This window comes from Gammaproteobacteria bacterium (genome assembly GCA_016705365.1).
Classification (GTDB): Bacteria; Pseudomonadota; Gammaproteobacteria; order Pseudomonadales; family UBA5518; genus UBA5518.
In genome coordinates, this window is sequence record JADIYI010000008.1 from 334,746 (window position 1) to 354,388 (window position 19,643).

Genomic DNA, 19,643 nt, shown 5'->3' on the forward strand with positions numbered 1-19,643 from the left:
GCTCCCTTATACTCGATGGCCGCCGGGTTTTCAGCCGGCAACATCAAGAAATGGACGATTCATGGCCCGGCCCATTCCTGAAATCATGACGATGTTCGACCGTCTTCTTGCATCGCCCTCGGTGAGCTCCACCGCGCCCGAGTGGGACGAAGGCAACCGCGGCGTGATCGAGCTGCTGGCGGAATGGCTGGACGCGCTCGGCTTTCGCACCGAGGTCCAGCCGTTGCCGGGGCGCGCCGACAAGGCCAACCTGATCGCGGTGCTGGGCAGCGGCTCCGCCGGCCTGGTGCTTGCGGGCCACACCGACACGGTGCCTTATGACCAGGCGCTGTGGCAGATGAATCCCTTTGGCCTGACACTGCGCGAGGACCGGCTCTACGGCCTCGGCGCCACCGACATGAAAGGCTTCTTCCCCCTGGCCCTGGAAGCCGCCCTCGAGTTCCACCGCAGCCCGCTGCGCGAGCCGCTGATCCTGGTCGCTACCGCGGACGAGGAGAGCTCGATGGACGGCGCCAACCTGCTGGTCGCCTCCGGCAAGCCGCAGGCGCGGCACGCGATCATCGGCGAGCCTACCGATCTCAGGCCGGTACGCATGCACAAGGGCATGATGATGGAAGCGGTCACCGTGACCGGGCAGTCGGGACACTCCTCCAACCCGGCGCTCGGCGTCAACGCGCTGGAAGGCATGTTGCGCGTGATGAGCGATCTGCTGGCCTTTCGCGCCGAACTGGCCACGACCCACCGCAATCCGCTGTTCGAGGTCGAGGTCCCCACGCTGAATTTCGGCTGTATCCACGGCGGCGACAACCCCAACCGTATCTGCGGCCAGTGCGAACTGCATTTCGACCTGCGCCCCCTGCCTGGCATGGACCCGGACGAGTTGCGAGCCACTATTCGCGAGCGCCTGGCGCGGATCGCCGCGGACACCGGGATGCATATCGAGATGCGTTCGCTGTTCCCCGGGCTGCCTGCTTTCGCCGAGGACGCCGCGGCACCGATCGTGCGCGCGGCCGAGCAATTCACCGGCTACAGCGCCGGCCAGGTCGCCTTCGCGACCGAGAGCCCCTTCCTGCAACGCCTCGGCATGCAGACCGTGGTGATGGGCCCGGGCTCTATCCACCAGGCGCATCAGCCGAACGAGTACATGGAACTGCGCCAGGTGGAGCCGGCCATCGGCATACTGAAACAGATGATCAACCGTTTTTGCGTGACCGGGCAATCGAGATGAGTGACAACACCCTGCAGCAATATGTGAGCTGGTTTCGCAACTCCTCCCCCTACATCAACGCCCACAAGGGCAAGACCTTCGTGCTGGTATTCGGTGGCGAGGTCGTCGCCGACGAGCTGTTCTCGGCGATCGTGCACGACATCGCGTTGTTGTCGACGCTGGGAGTGAAGCTGGTGCTGGTGCACGGCTCGCGGCGCCAGGTCGAGGAGAGCCTGCTCGCGGCGAAGGTACAGAGCGCGCTGGCGAACGGGCGCCGGATCACCGATGCGCCGGCACTGGCACTCGCGGTGCAGGCCGCCGGCGTGCTGCGGGCGCGCATCGAGGCACTGCTCTCGATGGGCATCGCGAACTCGCCGATGCACGGCGCGCGGATCCGCGTCTGCGGCGGCAACTTCGTGACCGCGCAGCCCTTCGGCGTCCATGAGGGGGTGGATTTCCAGCACACCGGCAGGCTGCGCCGGGTCGACCGCGAAGGCATTGCGGCACAGCTCGCGCTCGGCAATATCGTGCTGATCTCGCCGCTCGGCTATTCGCCGACCGGAGAGATATTCAACCTCAGCAAGGAAGAGGTCGCGGTATCGGTTGCCAGCGCCCTCGCGGCCGACAAGCTGATCCTGCTCGAAGATGCGCTGATTCGCGATGCCGACGGACAGCCGCTGCGCGATCTGCCGATCCAGCTCGCACAAAGCCTGTTCGAACACTCGCCGACGCCAGTGCTGGACGCGGCAATACAGGCCTGCCAGCTCGGGGTCGAACGCTGCCACGTGCTGGATTACCGGCGCGACGGGGCCTTGCTGCAGGAGTTGTTCACGCGCGACGGCGTGGGCACCATGATCAATCGCGGCGGCTACGAGAACATCCGCATGGCCGGCATCGAGGATGTGGGCGGCATCATGGAACTGATCGAACCGCTGGAAAGGGACGGCACCCTGGTGCGGCGTTCGCGCGAGCGGCTCGAAATCGACATCTCCGGCTTCAGCGTGGTCGAGCGCGATGGCGCGATCATCGCCTGCGCCGCGCTGTTCCCGGACCAGCCGAACCAGTCGGCGGAACTCGCCTGCGTGGCGACCGCACCGCATTACCGTCGCAGCGGGCGCGCCAACCGCCTGCTGGAACACATCGAGGGGCGCGCACGCACCCTTGGCATCACACGGCTGTTCGTGCTGACTACGCGCACCGCCCACTGGTTTCTGGAGCGCGGCTTTCACGCAGCGGAACTCTCTGAGCTCCCCGAGAAGCGGCGCGAACTCTACAACTACCAGCGCAACTCGCTGGTTTTCATCAAGGCGCTTGATTCGTGACGACAAACTTTATTCCGCATTCCGTGGAATAAAGCTTGCTGGCACCAATTACCCGGAATACAGGAAACGACAATGCCCGGATACCGCTCGAAAACCACCACCGAAGGCCGCAACATGGCGGGGGCACGCGCCTTGTGGCGCGCCACCGGCATGAAGGACGAGGATTTCAGCAAGCCGATCATCGCGATCGCCAACTCCTTCACCCAGTTCGTGCCGGGGCATGTACACCTGAAGGATCTCGGGCAACTGGTGGCGCGCGAGATCGAGAAAGCCGGTGGCGTGGCAAAGGAATTCAACACCATCGCGGTCGATGACGGCATCGCCATGGGCCACGACGGGATGCTCTACAGCCTGCCCTCGCGCGATATCATCGCCGACTCGGTCGAATACATGGTCAATGCGCATTGCGCCGATGCGCTGGTGTGCATATCGAACTGCGACAAGATCACGCCCGGCATGCTGATGGCCGCGTTGCGGCTCAACATCCCGACCGTGTTCGTCTCGGGCGGACCCATGGAGGCCGGCAAGACAAAACTCTCCGAGCACAAGCTCGACCTGGTCGATGCGATGGTGATCGCGGTCGACAGCGACGCGAGCGACGAAATGGCCGCCGAGTACGAACGCTCGGCCTGCCCCACCTGCGGCTCCTGTTCCGGCATGTTCACCGCCAACTCCATGAACTGCCTGACCGAGGCGCTCGGACTGTCATTACCCGGCAACGGCAGCCTGCTGGCTACCCACAGCGGGCGCGAGGCATTGTTCCTCGAGGCCGGGCGCACCGTCGTGCAACTCGCCAAGCGCTATTACGAGCAGGATGATGCCTCGGTGCTGCCGCGCAGCATCGCCAGTTTCGAGGCGTTCGAGAATGCCATGACGCTGGATATCGCGATGGGTGGTTCGACCAATACCATTCTGCATCTGCTGGCCGCGGCGCACGAGGCACAACACGATTTCACGATGGCCGATATCGACCGCCTGTCGCGCCGGGTACCGCAGCTGTGCAAAGTCGCGCCGAGTACCCCGAAATACCACATGGAAGATGTGCACCGGGCCGGTGGCGTCATGGCCATTCTCGGCGAGCTGGAGCGCGCCGGTCTGCTCCATGCCGACATACCGACCGTGCACAGCGCGAGCATGCACGCAGCGCTGGAGCGCTGGGACGTGAAGCGCAGCAACGACCCGGCGGTACACGCGTTCTACAGCGCGGGACCGGCTGGCATCCCCACCCAGACCGCCTTCAGCCAATCGACGCGTTATGACACGCTCGACCTCGATCGCGCCGCAGGCTGCATCCGCGCGGCCGGGCATGCCTATGCCGAGGAGGGCGGACTCGCGGTTCTGCACGGGAACATCGCGCTCGATGGCTGCGTGGTGAAGACCGCCGGGGTCGATGAGTCGATCTGGGTGTTCGAAGGCCCCGCGCATGTCTGCGAGAGCCAGGAGGAGGCGGTCGAGCATATTCTCGATGGCAGGGTGGTGGAAGGCGATGTGGTGGTGATTCGCTACGAGGGTCCGCGCGGCGGGCCGGGCATGCAGGAGATGCTCTACCCGACCAGTTATCTGAAGTCGCGCGGCCTGGGCAAACACTGCGCCCTGCTCACCGACGGCCGCTTTTCCGGCGGCACCTCGGGCCTGTCAATCGGGCATGTATCACCGGAAGCTGCCGGTGGCGGTGCTATTGCACTGATCGAGAATGGAGATCGCATCCGCATCGATATCCCGGGGCGCCGCATCGACGTGTTGCTCGATGATGCGGAGCTCGCGCGCCGGCGCGCCGCGATGGAAAGCCGGGGCGGTAACGCATGGAAGCCCGCACAGCCGCGCCCGCGCAAGGTGTCAACCGCGCTGCGTGCCTACGCGATGCTGTGTACCAGCGCGGACCGGGGAGCGGTGCGTGACATCGAGAAGATTCGCTGACGCAAGCCGAACACGCATGCGCGGCCGAGGGTCAGACCGAGGTCTTGCGGGGACGGAAAATCGCATAGTTGCCGTTGGCTTGCGCCACCAGGAGCTTGCCAAGATAGACCCTGGATTCGAGGTTCGCTATCGTCCTGCCGCGATTCACGAGCTCGGTCAGGCAGAAGAGCGTTCCCGCGACAACCGGCTTGAAGTAGTTCATCTTGATCTCGATCGTGGCGCAGCTCTCGCCCTCGGCCAGGGTCGGGTACAGTGCTGCGCCCATGCCCGTATCCGCCATGGCGTAGATGACCGCCCCGTGGACTACCCGATGAGGGTTCAGGTGATCAGCGGTTACCGTCAGCTCGAGCCTGCTGAATCCAGCCCGCTGTTCTGCAATGTGAAGGTCGATCAATTCGGCAAACGGGTGTGTCATTGGGTTCTGCGCGACTGCGCGCGACCTGTTTCCATTTGTCATGTTTCGCTCAGTGTAAATGGCCCTGAAGGGGCGGGGAAGAGAATCCCGGGAATCGTGATCTGGCATATGCAGCATGACAAACAGTGCAATTTTCCACTAAACGGGAATACTGGAAAGCTACAAGTTCCGGGTCATGGACTGCTGCGGCCAAACCAAGCTTTTCCGCCCTCTGATGGAACTCCGTATCCAACTGCTTGAAATACTCTGGAAGCGCTTGCTCCAATTCCTTTGCCTGGGCAGCAGTGAGCTTCTTCTCCATGATGTAACTGGCCCGTATCTTCCTGCTGGTTTCCTGAATTGACATCCAGTCCGCTGTTGCCAGGGACAGGGCTATGCCCTGTACACCCCCGGCGATTTCTCCCATTTCCGCCCTGAGCAGATTCAATACACCCGGCGACAACTCGATATCCTGACGCACAGCTTCAGGCTCGGCCGCGCAGGCATGCGCGCAAGCCATGCCCAGACCACCGATGACAATCATAGTCGCAAGGAATTTGTCGAACATTATGTGACCCTCTCAAGGCAATTGCGAAACAAGACGATGTAGCTCCACTGCGGCCGGCGCGGAGCGAAGCGACGATACTGACGTCGGCTGCAGCGGATTGTTCGGCACCAGGCGCTACTCCCTGTGCGTCAATGAATTTGGCATATACATCTTCCGGAAACTGCTTTCGGGCCCATCGTCGTCCTCGTCGTCCGCAGCTATGGGTCCGATCTCCTCGCCGTTTGGTCGAAGCAGCCATAACCAATCAAATGACCCGCCGCCAAGGAAGTATCGGTGCTGCCGCACCATCAGATCTCCCTTGTACTCTCCCTCATGGATTACTTCGAGGGAGTTTCCGGGGCAGACGAATTCTTCCTTTCCCGTACGGAGATCAAGTACGTGCACCGCGCCAGACGTCACCCACGCGAGGGAAAGAAAATAGATTTTTGTTCCATCAGGCGAGAACTGCAGCCCTGCGAAGCCAGCCAATGCTTCTTCCGGGTTCTCCGCCGACTTTCCTCGCAGCCACAACCTTGCGTTGGCTCCATTTGGTTCAGATGTCCATATCTCCGTTGCTTCTGTAACTTCACTCGCAGTATCCACGAGCTTGTCCGGAGTCGGCTTGACAAATGCAATCAGCTTTCCGTCAGGCGAAGCAGTGCGCTCACCCGCTCCACCTGCTCTCGAGGAACATGTCAATGCGACTACAATCAAAACGACCAACCAATGGATTCTCATACAGGCGACACACCAATTGACGAAACCCAATCGGGACAAGGAGACGCCTCACGGCGCCTCTCCTCCCACACCACCGTGTGTACGGATGGCGTACACGGCAGTTCGATGACATGTTCCTGCTTCGCCACCAAGGCAGGAAGTCCCAGGTCTGCAAAGTACCGCGCCGGCAAGAACCGGCGCACCCGCATCGCGGCTGCGTGCAAAACAGGTCCGCACTTCAAACCGCCCTGCTACGCCGAATCTTCACCCGAGCTATTTCCTTTATAAGACGCGCCATCACTCAAGCCCGGGCCTGTCCAACCCGGAGTAGATCGCGGCTGCGCGGGACCTATCCCTATTTGTTGGGCATCGGTATTCTCGCTCTCAATGGCGCTTGCCGGCTGGTTCATGCTTGAAGAGCATGATGCAGCCAAAGATGAACACCAGCAACACCACTGATGCGGAATAACGACTCAAGGCGAGACCGCCGGATGCGACCGGCTTGTCGAGAAAATCGCCGACGACGGCACCAAGCGGGCGCGTCAGCACGAAGGCTATCCAGAACAGCGATGTGCGCGAAATGCTGGTCCAGAAGTATGCGCCGACGACAAACATGAGCAGCGTGCCAAAGATAGTCGCGGCCCCAAGGTAACCGAGGCCAGCCGTATCCGCAGTCCAGTCACCGAGCGCGGTACCCAAGGTTTGCGAGAACATTATTGTCGCCCAGTAGAACATCTCGGGCTTGGGCGCAGTCACCGATACCACAGACACCGTGCCCATTGCGCGATACCACACAGCGACCGATGCGAGCAGCAGCGCCAGCAGGAGTGAACTGCCCCCCGAATATCCGATACCGAGGGAACGTGTCGCATAGTCGGCGAGCGTCGTGCCCACGGTAGTGGTCGCAATAATAGTGGTCCAGTACACATACGGCCGGAAGTGCTTGGCGGCAATCTGCACGCCTACCGCAGCGACAAAGAGTCCGGCAAAGATTCCGGTCGCCGCCAGGTAGCCGAGACCCATTGACATCGATACTGCATCGCCGCCGGTTTCACCAAGCGTCGTGGCGGCAACCTTGATGATCCAGAACAGCAGAGTGACTTCCGGCACTTTGCTGGTGATTTGATTCGATTCAGCGTTCAACCTATCTCCTTACTGGCGAACGCCACGATGCCAACGATGAAGCTCAGCGGCGGCGGCCGAGGAGCAAAGCGACGAGACCGACATCGGCTGCAGCGCTTTGTTCAGCGTCATTTCGCGGGTACGAGTTTGACCTGAAGCTTGCATCCCACAGCATGCGCGTACCGCTCGAGCGTATTCAACGACGGCGTGTGCTTGCCAGCGGCCTCTAGCCGGGAAATTGCACTCTTGGTAGTACCCATTTTTTCCGCTACTGCGTCCTGCGTAAGACCAGCGCGGGCGCGGGCCCTGAGCAATTGACCAGCAACTTGGTACTCAAGCTCCAATGGGGCGTACGCCTCGGAGAACCCTTTGCGCGCCCTGGCACGAGAAAGAAACTCCTTTTGATCGTGCTTTACGGATTTGTATTTCAGATTAGCCATTTTGCACCTCTTTGGCTCGCTTTCGAGCCAATGCCAGCTTTTTATCCGGAGTCTGCTCGGTTTTCTTTACAAACGCGTGGACGATAACCACACGCTTCCCGACCAGAAAGCAGTAGAACGCACGCCCGATCCCTGACTTGCCGCGCGGGCGAAGCTCGAGAAGCCCTCCCCCAAGAGCCCTGGCTGGAATACGGCAAGCGCAGGCTCGGGCCATGCTCCACAAGGAGTTCTACGAGACGGGCATAGTCAGCAAGCACATCAACCGGCCACGCTTCGATAGCAGCCAGAACTCGTGAATGATAGTACTCGACCTCGAAATCCATGCATGAATGTTAGCAAACACGCTAATGGCAGCAAGCGGCTGCAGATGACGCTCAACGATTGTGCTCAGCTGCGGCGGGCGAGGAGCGAAGCGACGCGACTGACGTCAGCCGGAGCGATTTTTTGGGCAGCACCTACGGTGCTCGCTTTTCCAGTACTTTGGCCATGCGTGTTTGCCAGCCGGCGCCGCTAGCCCGCCAGCGCGCTACCACGTCCGGGGGCAAACGTATGCTAATAGCAACTTTGGGGTTTTCAATCGGAGGCCGGCCCACCGGCCTTTCCCCACGCTTCAGGACCGCGCGCGCAAGCATTTCATCCGTGAGTGCCGGAAGATCCTTATCTGGCTTCGTCGAAGTACGGCGTGTGCCTGCGGATTTCTCGCGCATTGCATTTCCTCATTGAGATGATGTGGCGTGCGGAGCCTCGCGTTGTGCAGGCAATCATCACCATACGACCGTCGAGGCGGCCTACGCCCAAAACTCGGCGCTCGCCGTAATCTCGACGCGTGTCTTGTGCCTCCAGCGTGAGACCCGCAAACACATACCGCGCCCGCTCGAAGTCGAGCCCTCGCTCAAGCAACGCGCGTTCGCGCTTCACGCAGTCGTACATGATCCGCACGGAATTAGTGTATATACATATATGGCAGGATAGCAAGCCTGACGCCTGGAGGTGCACATGAGGTCACCTTGCTGCCCAACGCCGGCGCTCAGCCGTGACGGTTGAGGAGCGCCCGGTCATCCGCCGATTGCTGCGTGCAAAACAGGTTCGCACTGCCAACCGCTCCGCTACGCCGAATCTTCGCCCGAGCTATTTCCTGTATAAGACGCACCATCACTCAAACCCGGGCTTGTTCAACCTGGGATGAGGTCGCGGCTGCGTGCGACCTATCCCTATTTGTTACGTCTCAGCGAGGATCTGGCACGCCAAGATCCCGACAGATCTTGCGTGCAAGATGATCGTTGACTTCCTGGTGCCGTGGTATGGCTGACCGGAGATTCTGAGCAGGATTGTGCCACCAAGAATGCCGGCCTCCTTTCCGTAGAAGCGCGCAACCGTTTGCCTAAAGGTGCCGTGCAAGGTCCCGCCGCTTCATACGGCGATCTCGAGTTCCTCGAAGCCTGCACCTGCGGCACGCAGCGCATCGGTGCGATTCAGATCAAGTGCTTCCCTAAGCGTAACCCGCAAGGATTCAAGAAGTTCGTCACGGGTGGGCTCCTGGCAGTTGACCCCCGGCACTTCTTCGATCCAGCCGATCCAGCAACCCGAATCTTCCTTCACCACGGCGGTGTAGCGTGCGTTCATGTATTTCTACCTGCATCAATGTGATCGAGTTTACCCGCCTCGCCGAAGGAATGACACAACGACTGAACTCAGTCGCAGACGCCCGCATGGCGGCTGTCGGCTGGAGCGATTTGTTATGTTCCGACTGCCCCTGTACGTTTTGGTTACTCGACTTTTGCATACCAATCGCTGTGATCAATATGGATGAAATGGGACTTTCGTTCCGACGGTTGATCGATTGACGGCTCGAGTTTCGCACCACAGAACGGGCAGTGGGAGATTCCAATTATCGTGCTCCAGATCGTGTCCCCGACCTGTTCAAGATGCGAGTTGTCATTTAGATCTGCTTCGGTCGCACAACGTTCGACTGCCATGCACCAAAACCAGTGGCTTTGCCCCAGATTTCCATTGCTCGGAACTACGGCGACCCCTTCTGTCGGCATTGTTTTACAGCAGTGCTTTTGATTCGTCACTGGCGTACCACGCTGCAAACCAGAGGAACATAACGCCGAAGCTCAGCCGCACCGGGCGAGAAGCGAAGCGACGAGTGCGACGTCGGCTGGAGCGACTTGTTCGGCGTCAATGCTTCACCGCTTCAGCATGCAGTTTTAGGCCAAGCGCATTGATCACCTTCAGAATGGTGTCGAAGGTTGGGGCACGATCCCCCGACAGAGCCTTGTAGAGGCTTTCACGAGAGAGTCCGGCATCCCGGGCAACTTGCGACATACCTTTGGCGCGCGCGATGTGTCCAAGCGCCTTTGCGATAAAGGTTGCATCACCGTCTGCTTCCTCCATGCAGGCTTTCAGGTAGGCTGCCATTTCCTCGGGCGTCCGAAGATGCTCAGCTACGTCGTACTTGGTAGTCTTGGTCTTAGCCATGAGATAACCTCACCTCTAAAGCTCTCGCGCCAAACGTAATGCGGTCTTGATGTCTGCGGCCTGCGTGGACTTATCACCGCCTGCCAGCAATACAATCAACTCGCGCTTCTGCCGAGTGAAGTACACCCGGTATCCCGGTCCGTAGTCGATCCGCATTTCGGACACGCCCTCACCGACCGGTTTCATGTCTCCAGCGTTTCCACCCGCCAGCCGCTCTATTCGAGCCTGCACACGAGCTCGAGCGCGCAAGTCTCGAAGCTCATCGAGCCAGATTGCAAACGTCTCGGTCTTGCGGATCGCCATGTCGCCACTGTATCCGCCAGGCTACATTACGTCAACGACCTAATCTGGTGGGTCTTTGACGCCGAACGCCGAAACTCGGCCGCGTCGCGAAGCGGCGTCGGCTGGAATGAAGTGTTGGACACTAACGCTGTGGTCTATCGCCGGTCTTCTCATCGACGAAGCTCATTGGACCGTGATCTCCAGCGAGTCAGAGACCGGCTCACTTGCTGTCGGTTCGAACGCTGCATCGAGTTTGAGCACACTGAGCGAGATACGGCTCGTGCCGGGTCGAACGGCACGCAGCACGATACGGTTGCGAGTGGGGACACCCGGCGTCGATTCGAGTTGTGTCTCCAGACTGCTCGAATTGCTCGATTTCATCGTCAGGGCGGAAGCCGCAACGGAATACCAGCCAAGAGACCGTTCCCCAAGGAAGATCCAGTCGCCACCGAGGCGGTAGAAGCCGAATTCCGCAACCGATACATCGACCGTGACCTGCGTACCGACCGGTAGACGAGGTAGTAGCACCTTCTGGTACCCACCAAGTCCTGGGTGGAATCGAGGTTCCGTGACGTCGTCTTCGCTTGCACCTCTGATTTGGTCTACCTCCAACTGAATTCGACCTGCCTCGGTGTCGCCGCGGAAGTTATTCTGATACATCCAATAGCCAATCAGGAACAGTGCTGTGAGCACTACGACGGTCAGTCGAGCAAGCGCGGAGGTTCTTGTCACGCCAGATGATATGTCTAACGTCGTGGTTCAGCGGCCCGGCAGGGCGGCGGCAAACTTGCGCATGCAAGTTTGATGACGCCCTGTTGGGTACGCTGCAACCACTTGTTATGCGGCACCAGTGTTTCCCTCTGCAACAGCCCGCCGAAAGATCTCATTGAGTTCGGCACGGACCTCTTTGCCCTCCAGGAGATCCGGCCTTCCCTGGCCTGAGAACTGCTCGCCATGCCGCTCGAGTTCGGATTCAATGAAAGCGCCAATTTCTGGTATCGGCTCGCCGAGGCCTAGCTCAGACGTTCGGCTCTTCAACTCCAATAGCTCAGCGATGCTGTTGCGCAGCTGATGCGGCGCGACGGCCTCAACCAACTTCTCGAATTGGACCGGCGGAATGCCGAGGCCAGCTTCGATATAGCGTATCGCAAGCAAGGGCCTGAGCACGTAGAAGTATTTCTTGAGACGAACCCTGTCGTGGAACAGGTATTCTCGCGCGTTACGCCGAGCCATGTGGCTGTAGTGATAGCACAGCGCAGTGGCATTGAACGCGCGCGGTGCAAGGTCGCGAAGGCTCCGAGCCAACGAACCCTCCTCGATATAGGTGATCGGACTATGCAGCCACTCAAAGAGTGCGCCGTTGGTTCGCGTGAAGAGATAGAGCGCCTTCCGGACGTCCCAGCCTGAGCAGTCGATATCATCGACGATGGGATACTCAACCACGTCTCTCCGTCGCTCGACATCGAATGACAGGTACCACTCGGGTTTTCTGACGTAGATGAAGCGCACATCATAGTCGGAATCCGGTGACGCGAAATTCCATGCGCGACTTCCCGATTCGCACGCATAGGGAATCCGAATCGAATGCTCCGACTCTGCCTTTCGAAGGCGTTTGAGAATTTCGTCTCGAACTAAGATCTCCACGACCTAACTACCAAAAGAGATTGTCGGGACGAGACGGAGAGTGAGGTGCCGCATAACGACGAAGCTCAGCCGCGGCGGTTGAGGAGCGAAGCGACGAGACCGACGTCGGCTGCAGCGATTTGTTGGGTTGCACACGCTTTACGCTGCAGATTCACGCTGGACGTCCCAAGATGGAAAAACGAGAACGGCAGGATGACAGCGGAGAGCACGCGCAAGAATCTTTGCACGCTCGACGCCGAGGTTAACCCGCTCCCGCTCAATTGCGGAAATTGTGGATTGTGGGATACCCGTTAGCTGTGCGAGTTGGTTCTGACTCAACTCTTGTAGCTCCCGCATAATCCGGACGGAATCACCGACCGAGACATTTACCCGCTGTTTGGATCGTTGCATCTTCATACGCTACTTCCTGCGATAATCGTGCGCGGAAACCCGCACGACTTCCACGCATATGCTTTCCTTCAATACCCTATAAATCACCCTGTATTGCTGGTTCAACCGTGATGATCGGTGCTCAGCCCAATCTCCTGCAAGCGCCTCGTCGTTGAAGCCGCGAATCTTGCGTAGCCCAGGTGGGCCAGAAATCCGTACCACATCCTTCCACTTCTCGTAGCGCTTCAGGACCTCGGTGGGAAGCCCATCGAGTTGCTTCGCTGCAGACCGGCTTTCAAAGACTTCCCACATGCAGTGTATGGTATATACCTTAAATGATATGTCAAGCGAGATTCTGCAACCCAACGCCTGAGGTAACCGGCGGCATTGTGTGGCGCGACGAAGGAGCGACGCGCAATGACGTCCGGTTGACCGATTTGTTGTGCGTCAGAATGATCCAAACCCGCAGCGCTGCGCAAGGGGTGGAAGAAACGGGAACGGTGCGCCGAACCCGGAGTGGCAAAGAGCCCGCGCGCCCTCTGACGGGATGGGCCTGGAGCGTGACCCAAACGGGTGACCGCAGAGGGAAATGACAGCCCTGACGATTCTGTAAACCGAGGCATGATGCGGATCCCCGAAATGGCGGTGGGAGAACACGCGCGGACGTGCGAACCAGGAATTACGCGCATGCGGTGTTCCATAATTCGGCGGTGAAGCGGCCATCAGACTCGATTCATTGTGACGCACAACGCCTGAGCTCAGTCGCCGGCAGCCCGCGTAGCGGGATGACGGTCGGCTGCAGCGATTTGTTGGGCATTCAAGCCGTTGCCACCAGCAATTCTTCGGAATTGTTTGGTGGACGCAAACCATCTGTTCTGCCTGCGAAGTAGCGTTCCGCCAGATCGGCAGCCGACACATGCTGTACATTCTCAAACCCTGCCTCGCGGGCAAGAGCCATTATCTCGTTAGGCTTGAAGAAGCTAATCCAGGGCGTGCCACTGGCGCGTGCACCTTCTGCAGCGCGCTCGACGCCAATGCGTATCTCAGGATCTAGCATTTCAATTGGGCACAGGAATGACATGACAAATGTGGAACCAGACGCGAACGTTGCAATTTGGCGTAAGGTCGCCATGATTGCATCTTTGGTCAGATACATGCTTACACCGGTGGATGTTACGACTGCTGGGCGCTTAGCGTCGAAACCTGATGCAACCAGCCGCTCTAACAAGTTGTTGCCGGCCTCGAAGTCCACTGGCACGAGCTTGAGGTGATCGGCAATACCAAAGCCAGTAGCCAAAAGGCGCTGGCGCTTCCACTCTTGAGATTCCGGCTGATCCAGTTCGAAGACGCGTAGTTGAGATGCAAGTTTTGGCTTACGTTGTGCAAATGAATCCAAGCCCGCGCCGAGAAGAACATACTGACCAACACCACTCGCAACTTGCTCCTCGACCAAATCTTCGATGAAACGAGCTCGCGCCAAAATGGCAGCCCGGAACGGCTTTGTGAACAGGCTCATGTCCGGACGGTTACGCCAATCATCATCTGGTGCGACCAGCTTCAAGCCGACTTCATCTTCAAATACGTGTGGCGGCTCATCTACTTGTACATGCAACGCCCGCCATAGCGCGGTGCGAACGGCTGTATTGTCTGGTTCTGCGGCGTGTTCGTCTTGCATAGTCCTCTCTCTTGATGCCCAACGTTCGCGCATCAGGCGCGCGCGTCAGCGCGTCGCTCTGCATGCGCTTGTTAGGGCTCAAGCGACTTCCAACGGAGGTTACTTAGACTGCTCCTGCTCAACGCCCCACGGGTAGAGCCTTGGTATGTAGATTGTCAGGGCAGTCGCAATCACGAGCGACGCTACGGCGCCGGCAATGAACAATACCCAAGTGCCTGGCTTAATTACGCCGAGAGCTACGATCAAGAAGAGAATCGGCAGATCGAGAAAGTGGGTAAACGTAGCCACGCTTTCGGCGCGCGCCTGCTCGAGTTGAGCAGTGAATCTACCCACCTTCTGGGCTTCGTTCGTGAGCCTGCGCAACCGCATGAAGTAGAGCCTCGTGATGGTGTTCCCTTCGATGAATTCGAAAGCAAACAGAGCCACCATTCCGGCTAGCCACGGTATTTTCATGAAACCGCAACCGCCGAAGAATTCGACAATCAGCCAGGTTCCCGAGACTAAGAGAAGAATTGCACCGGGTACGACGACCCCGTCATAAAACACAGCGATGTTGCGCACCGCCTCGGCAAAACGGGGCAGCTCGCGCACTTGACGAGAGCGCAAGTCGCAGAGCCAAACAGCGATAAGACCTCCACCCATCAGGATTGCGCCCAATACATGCAAAAACTTGAGAAGTGCATAGGTCATAGGTGCTTGCTTCGAGCCCTAACACCGGAAATAAGCCGCCGCGTCAGCGGTCGGCTTGATTGAATAGTTGGGCGGCTGCCCGCGAAACGAAATGAATATGCTCGTCGACGGTGGTGCTCATGTAGTTCCCGACAGGCGCGAATTTTGGGTTCTTATGAGCGAATGGATTGGCCCCGAGCCACTCAACGAAGATCGACGTTGAAGCCAAAATGTTGTCTCTGACGATCCATTCAATGAAATCAGGGTCGAGTTCTAGGTGATCGCGTGAGTCACCAAGCATCACGACTCGAGCTTCCTTGTTGCCGTCCGGCGTCGGGACTCGGACGATGTCACCGAGATGCATTTTTGAGCCGTCGTCATACTTCATGCTGCTGCCCAACACCTGAGTTAAGCCGGGACGCGTAGCGGCTCGGCGGTGTGGTACACGATACCGCGCAAGCCGAGCCGCGAAGCGGTCTCGGCTTGAACGAATAGTTATACGGCACCTGCTGGAGTCACATATGCAGTCTCAGACACAGCTGGGATCTTGCGCTCTGCCGATAAGTGCTCGTGCAAAATTGTGGCGCCAACTGCGATCAACACGATCCCGCCTAATATCTCTGCACGTTTTCCGGCAAGAGCGCCAAGAATTCGGCCCAGCATTATTCCGAGTGTCACCATCACTAATGTAGTGAGGCCGATCACCAAAGCTACGAACGCGATATTGACGTCCAGAAACGCAAGTCCGACTCCAACTGCCATTGCGTCGATGCTGGTCGCGAATCCAGTTGCGGCGAGGCTCCAGAAACCATCTGGACGGCCAACACCATCAGGAGAACCTTCTGCGCTCTCAGATTTGAGCCCGGCGTAGATCATGTGGATTCCGAGCATGCTGAGCAGAGTGAATGCGACCCAGTGATCCCACTCGCTGATGTAATTTGCTGCTGCCAAGCCTAATAGCCAACCAATGACAGGGGTCAAGCCTTCAATCGTGCCGAAGATTACGCCAGCGCGGAGTGCATCTGGAAAGCGGGGCTTGTGCATTGCGGCGCCCTTACCGACCGCTGCAGCAAAGGCATCAGTTGACATGGCAAGGGCGATAAGAATGATGGAAAGCAGGCTCAACGAATTCTCCGCCTAGGGCAGTTCTGGAAGGTAATGATAGCCGGAGGGTGGCGAGAACGAAGGTTGCAAGACGTCTCGCGAGTCTCTAGTGCCGTATAACGTCAGAGTTAAGCCGCGTGCGCAGCACGTCGGCTTGAACGAAAAGTTATGCCAGCGGCAACGCAGAAGCATATGCCCGAAAGCAACCCAAGCGAAGCAGCCAACAAGGGAATAGCCCCGCTGACCTCAAATTGTGGAGCAACCAGCGAGGAATAGACTGGCACCGCAAGAAGCGAAGCAACTACAGTTCCAGAGCATATATTTGGGCGCGTGAGTTCGCCGCGAGCTCGAAGCCAAAGTATGTAGGGGAGCGCGAAGACAAGCATTGCCACGTAGCTATATGGAAGGATGAAGGCAACGAGACCAGTAAGGGCACCCCAACCCTTAAAATGAACGAAGCTACCCACCAAGTGAATAGCCAGAGTTGATAGTAGAGCGAGGATAAGAGGTACGGACATAGCCGTAGCGAGCACGGCAAACCAGATTGGGCGTCGATGTTGGTTCATAGAGGCATAACGCTGGAGTTAAGCGGCGCCGGTACGGCGTCCGCTTGGACGAACTGTTATGCCGGCACCGACGCAAAAAGCCGCTGCCGATACGAAACCATACACTGCTCCTGGCATGAGGGACTTCAGCGCTGCTTGCTGTGCGACCCAGAGAGCAAAAGCTTTGTCGTTCATTTGAGGATAGTAAGAGCTATCTAGCGTGTAGAGCCCAAGCGCTAATGCGCCTAGCACCGTGCCGAGTAGGCACATGTAGATCGCGTTTAGCCTACCAAAACGGCGAAACAACAACGCCAAGGGCACCGCAACAAGGCAGGTCGTGGGAACCGTAATTAGCACGCCAACGAAGAAGACAAGTATGGGCGGAGTCATGACGCTCATGGTGGAGAACGTCATGAGTAGCGCCATGAGCGCGGGTACAGCAAAGCTGGATGCCAAAGCTCCTACGACGAGAGGACGAGAGTGTTGGCTCATAGAGGCATAACTAATAATTCGGACTCTAATGCGAAGCAGATTATCACGTCGAATGTGACGTGTAATCCGATGAGCCTTGCTCCAAGCATTTGAGTTCAATCGGATTGTGCTCGCTGACATGTTGTAACGCATACCTGTTTCTCGGTGCTATCCCGTCACGCGAAGATTGTCGCTGATCAAGCCCTGCGAATAGTCATGTTTGCCGACTACCGGCCATGCGATGCTGCCGGCGCGGATCGACTCATTGCTCACCGCTTGTTCATCGCTTCAGGGAATCTGTCGTGGCTTCGATTGGGTCCAAGTCCCGTCAAATACGCGTTGGCGTGTTCGGGTGCCGGCAAATTTTTTCAGACTTCCTTGGCCAGCTGCGCTTCGCGCTCTATCTCGGTATCGAGGAACTTCAGCCATTGCGCGGCGATCTTGGCCGAGCGCTCATCACTGCGCGCTTCCATGAAGGCATTCTTGGCGGCGTCCAGCTTGCCCATGTTGTACAGCGCCATGCCGAGCACCACGCGGGTATTGTCGGGGCGGCGCCCGCCACCCATGGACAACGATTTGCGCGCCGCATCGACAGCCTTGGCGTTGTCGTCTTCGTCGAGCTGGATATTGGCCAGCCGCGCCCACATCTCGCCGTCGTCGGACACCTTCGCGGCGCGCTCGAGATAGGGAATGGCACGCTTGTTCTCGCGCGCCTGGCGATAGGCGATGCCCAGCAGCTCGAGATTCTTCGCGGTGGCTTTTATCTGCTTGCCCTCGACACCCTTGTCGAGCACCTGCGCCGCCTTGTAGGGGAGATCCGAACCGAGATAGAGATAGGCCATGTTGACCAGCTCACGCTCCCCGGTGACCCATCCGCTCAGGTAGGCGGTTTCCATGGCACCGAGCTGTGCCTTTTCGTTCTTCAGTTCGCCGTACATGCCGGCAAGCTGCACGAAGTAGTCCTTCTTCGGCCATTTCCTGGCGAGGATTTCGAGGATATCGGTGGTCTTCTGGATATCGCCCTTCTCGTAGTACAGCACCCGCATCAGCAGGTACCAGTTTTCCTTCGGCTCCTGGCCGCGCCGCCTGGCTTCGGCCATCCCGGCTTCAATGTTGCGCAGCGCCTCGTCATAGGCCTTCAGCTGGTAATTGGCCTGGGCCAGCAATACATGCATCGGGCGCGGGATTCGGCGCCACCTTGAACCAGGATTTCAGCATGCTCGCCGCGCGCCGCCAGTCCTCTATCACGAAATAGAGCTGCGCGAGGCTGTAACGTGCCGATCTCCATTGCCTCGGGCAGTTCCGGCTGCGCGAGCACCTTCTCGTAGGCCCTGATCGCGTCCTGGTATTTTTCCTGGGAGTAATAGATGAACGCGTAGAAATTGTAGACATTCGCGAGTTCGTAGCTGTTCAGCGCCCGCTTGCCGCTGTATTCGCGCTGCAGGGCTTCGAGCGCGCGCTGGGCCGCGGCAAAATCGTTGGCCTCCGCGGCCTGCTGCGCGAGTGCCAGCTTTTCATAGACCTCGTTGCGCAGCGCCGGAGTCCGGCGCGCCTTCTGGGCAGCCGGTTTCTGTTCCTCGGCATGGACCATGCCGCTGTCGATACCCGGTAAGCCAGGCCAGGCGCTCAACAGCACCCCGAGCGCCAGGGTGCGTGCGCTTCGCGAAATCGTCGTTATCTTCACGCGTCCCACCCTGCTCAGTTCTCGAGCTCGTACAGGAAGCGGTTGCGCACGCCAACCACTTCAACCGGTTCTCCATCGATGACCCGTGGCTTGTACTTGAACTTCATCGCCGCCTTTACCGAGGCGTCCTCGAACAAGCCCGCCGGCGAACAGTCGGTCGCGACCGGATCACGAGTCGCCCCGGTCGTGGTCACCGTGTACTCCACGATGCAGTAGCCGGTGATGCCGCGCGTCTGTGCGCGGCGCGGATAGATCGCGGCGACCTTGACGATCGGCAGGTATTCGCCGTCGGACGCGGAAATGCCGAGCCCGCTGCTGAGCTTCACTTCCTGCTTCGGCGTGGCCGACATGTTCACGGCAATTTTTGATGCGGAATCGAATTCCCGCACATTGGGCTGGTCGAGCGGCGGCGGCGGTTCCTCCGGATCTTCCACTTTCTCCGGTTTCTGCTCCTTGATATTGGTCTCTATCCTGGTCTCGCTCATCGTGATGTCGGCGATCCGGGTGGCCGCTGACTCGTCGACCGTGCGGTCGGCGGTTGCGATCAGGGTGTGCATGAGCAGGAACAGGGCCAGCGTGGCGACCAGCCCGAGAATCATTGCAACCACTATCCGCACGCTTTTCATGAGGCTATTTGCTTTGCGTGGAAATTGAAACATCCTCCACACCGGCATCGCGCGCGGCATCGAGCACCGCCGCCACCACCCTGGTGCTGGAGTGAGTGTCCGCCTGCACCACCAATCCGCCCTTCGGGTTCTCGGCATGCATACGCTCTATCTGCTGCCTGACGCTGCGGGTATCGACCTGCCGCTTGTCGATCCATATCTGGTTGGCGGCGCTCACCGCGACCAGGATCTTGGCATTTTTCTTCTGCTCGGCGGTTACCGCCTCCGGCCGGTTCACCTCGATGCCCGCCTCCTTGATGAAGGACGCGGTCACGATGAAGAAGATGAGCATGATGAACACCACGTCCAGCATCGGCGTGAGATCGATCTCGCTTTGTGCCGCATTGTCGGCGGATTTGAAAGACGGGTTGCGACGCATGAGCGCTTC

The 19,643-nt window shown here is 58.9% G+C and carries 25 protein-coding genes and 1 pseudogene; 3 read left to right on the forward strand and 23 right to left on the reverse strand.

Annotated elements, in window-relative coordinates; translation table 11 throughout:
• The first annotated feature begins 61 nt into the window (after positions 1 to 61).
• From argE to ilvD, 3 genes are all read left to right on the forward strand, one after another.
• A complete protein-coding gene (gene argE, locus IPF49_08985) occupies positions 62 to 1,228 on the forward strand; it encodes an acetylornithine deacetylase (GenBank protein ID MBK6287745.1) in 1,167 nt (388 codons plus the stop codon).
• On the forward strand, positions 1,225 to 2,529 hold the full coding sequence (gene argA / locus IPF49_08990; GenBank protein MBK6287746.1) for an amino-acid N-acetyltransferase: 1,305 nt from the start codon (positions 1,225 to 1,227) through the stop codon (positions 2,527 to 2,529). Before argE ends, argA begins: the two co-directional genes overlap by 4 nt.
• A gap of 72 nt (positions 2,530 to 2,601) precedes the next feature.
• Positions 2,602 to 4,446 (forward strand): dihydroxy-acid dehydratase, encoded by a 1,845-nt coding sequence (gene ilvD, locus IPF49_08995; GenBank protein MBK6287747.1) that lies wholly within the window; start codon positions 2,602 to 2,604, stop codon positions 4,444 to 4,446.
• A 31-nt stretch (positions 4,447 to 4,477) separates the two neighbouring features.
• Here ilvD and IPF49_09000 read toward each other — a convergent pair whose 3' ends face one another.
• From IPF49_09000 to IPF49_09110, 23 genes and pseudogenes are all read right to left on the reverse strand, one after another.
• Entirely contained in the window at positions 4,478 to 4,861 is a 384-nt protein-coding gene (locus IPF49_09000) for a PaaI family thioesterase (GenBank protein MBK6287748.1), read from the reverse strand.
• 49 nt (positions 4,862 to 4,910) lie between these two features.
• A complete protein-coding gene (locus IPF49_09005) occupies positions 4,911 to 5,408 on the reverse strand; it encodes a cytochrome c (GenBank protein ID MBK6287749.1) in 498 nt (165 codons plus the stop codon).
• Positions 5,409 to 5,522: 114 nt separating this feature from the next.
• Positions 5,523 to 5,990, reverse strand: coding sequence for a hypothetical protein (locus IPF49_09010; GenBank protein ID MBK6287750.1), 468 nt, complete (start codon positions 5,988 to 5,990; stop codon positions 5,523 to 5,525).
• Positions 5,991 to 6,488: 498 nt separating this feature from the next.
• Positions 6,489 to 7,247: a hypothetical protein gene (locus IPF49_09015; protein ID MBK6287751.1), complete on the reverse strand. Its 759-nt coding sequence runs from the start codon at positions 7,245 to 7,247 to the stop codon at positions 6,489 to 6,491.
• 107 nt (positions 7,248 to 7,354) lie between these two features.
• Positions 7,355 to 7,666: a helix-turn-helix transcriptional regulator gene (locus tag IPF49_09020; protein ID MBK6287752.1), complete on the reverse strand. Its 312-nt coding sequence runs from the start codon at positions 7,664 to 7,666 to the stop codon at positions 7,355 to 7,357.
• Positions 7,659 to 7,989, reverse strand: a pseudogene (locus IPF49_09025) (type II toxin-antitoxin system RelE/ParE family toxin). The gene IPF49_09020 and the pseudogene IPF49_09025 overlap by 8 nt, the downstream one beginning before the upstream one ends.
• A gap of 132 nt (positions 7,990 to 8,121) precedes the next feature.
• Complete coding sequence (locus IPF49_09030; GenBank protein ID MBK6287753.1) at positions 8,122 to 8,373, reverse strand: BrnA antitoxin family protein; 252 nt, start codon at positions 8,371 to 8,373, stop codon at positions 8,122 to 8,124.
• Positions 8,324 to 8,605 carry a BrnT family toxin gene (locus IPF49_09035; protein ID MBK6287754.1) on the reverse strand — a complete coding sequence of 94 codons (282 nt, stop codon included), beginning with the start codon at positions 8,603 to 8,605 and terminating at the stop codon, positions 8,324 to 8,326. Before IPF49_09035 ends, IPF49_09030 begins: the two co-directional genes overlap by 50 nt.
• A gap of 471 nt (positions 8,606 to 9,076) precedes the next feature.
• Positions 9,077 to 9,289: a type II toxin-antitoxin system HicB family antitoxin gene (locus IPF49_09040; protein MBK6287755.1), complete on the reverse strand. Its 213-nt coding sequence runs from the start codon at positions 9,287 to 9,289 to the stop codon at positions 9,077 to 9,079.
• Positions 9,290 to 9,847: 558 nt separating this feature from the next.
• Positions 9,848 to 10,147, reverse strand: a complete 300-nt coding sequence (locus tag IPF49_09045; GenBank protein MBK6287756.1) for a putative addiction module antidote protein — start codon at positions 10,145 to 10,147, stop codon at positions 9,848 to 9,850.
• A gap of 15 nt (positions 10,148 to 10,162) precedes the next feature.
• Positions 10,163 to 10,450 carry a type II toxin-antitoxin system RelE/ParE family toxin gene (locus tag IPF49_09050; protein MBK6287757.1) on the reverse strand — a complete coding sequence of 96 codons (288 nt, stop codon included), beginning with the start codon at positions 10,448 to 10,450 and terminating at the stop codon, positions 10,163 to 10,165.
• A 162-nt stretch (positions 10,451 to 10,612) separates the two neighbouring features.
• Positions 10,613 to 11,122, reverse strand: coding sequence for a hypothetical protein (locus IPF49_09055; GenBank protein ID MBK6287758.1), 510 nt, complete (start codon positions 11,120 to 11,122; stop codon positions 10,613 to 10,615).
• A gap of 144 nt (positions 11,123 to 11,266) precedes the next feature.
• The gene (locus IPF49_09060; protein MBK6287759.1) at positions 11,267 to 12,073 is read right to left on the reverse strand and encodes a nucleotidyltransferase domain-containing protein; all 807 of its coding nucleotides are present in this window, start codon (positions 12,071 to 12,073) and stop codon (positions 11,267 to 11,269) included.
• A 138-nt stretch (positions 12,074 to 12,211) separates the two neighbouring features.
• A complete protein-coding gene (locus IPF49_09065; GenBank protein ID MBK6287760.1) occupies positions 12,212 to 12,469 on the reverse strand; it encodes a helix-turn-helix transcriptional regulator in 258 nt (85 codons plus the stop codon).
• 790 nt (positions 12,470 to 13,259) lie between these two features.
• On the reverse strand, positions 13,260 to 14,117 hold the full coding sequence (locus IPF49_09070; protein MBK6287761.1) for a class I SAM-dependent methyltransferase: 858 nt from the start codon (positions 14,115 to 14,117) through the stop codon (positions 13,260 to 13,262).
• 99 nt (positions 14,118 to 14,216) lie between these two features.
• Positions 14,217 to 14,807, reverse strand: a complete 591-nt coding sequence (locus IPF49_09075; protein MBK6287762.1) for a DUF2269 domain-containing protein — start codon at positions 14,805 to 14,807, stop codon at positions 14,217 to 14,219.
• Between the two features lie 43 nt (positions 14,808 to 14,850).
• Positions 14,851 to 15,174: a hypothetical protein gene (locus tag IPF49_09080; GenBank protein MBK6287763.1), complete on the reverse strand. Its 324-nt coding sequence runs from the start codon at positions 15,172 to 15,174 to the stop codon at positions 14,851 to 14,853.
• Between the two features lie 107 nt (positions 15,175 to 15,281).
• Positions 15,282 to 15,911 carry a manganese efflux pump MntP gene (gene mntP / locus IPF49_09085; GenBank protein MBK6287764.1) on the reverse strand — a complete coding sequence of 210 codons (630 nt, stop codon included), beginning with the start codon at positions 15,909 to 15,911 and terminating at the stop codon, positions 15,282 to 15,284.
• 563 nt (positions 15,912 to 16,474) lie between these two features.
• Positions 16,475 to 16,849, reverse strand: a complete 375-nt coding sequence (locus IPF49_09090; protein ID MBK6287765.1) for a hypothetical protein — start codon at positions 16,847 to 16,849, stop codon at positions 16,475 to 16,477.
• Positions 16,850 to 17,274: 425 nt separating this feature from the next.
• Entirely contained in the window at positions 17,275 to 18,081 is an 807-nt protein-coding gene (locus tag IPF49_09095; GenBank protein MBK6287766.1) for a hypothetical protein, read from the reverse strand.
• Complete coding sequence (locus tag IPF49_09100; protein ID MBK6287767.1) at positions 18,045 to 18,590, reverse strand: hypothetical protein; 546 nt, start codon at positions 18,588 to 18,590, stop codon at positions 18,045 to 18,047. Before IPF49_09100 ends, IPF49_09095 begins: the two co-directional genes overlap by 37 nt.
• Before the next feature lie 14 nt (positions 18,591 to 18,604).
• Complete coding sequence (locus IPF49_09105) at positions 18,605 to 19,216, reverse strand: energy transducer TonB (protein MBK6287768.1); 612 nt, start codon at positions 19,214 to 19,216, stop codon at positions 18,605 to 18,607.
• A 4-nt stretch (positions 19,217 to 19,220) separates the two neighbouring features.
• Positions 19,221 to 19,634, reverse strand: a complete 414-nt coding sequence (locus IPF49_09110) for a biopolymer transporter ExbD (GenBank protein MBK6287769.1) — start codon at positions 19,632 to 19,634, stop codon at positions 19,221 to 19,223.
• Positions 19,635 to 19,643: the final 9 nt, after the last annotated feature.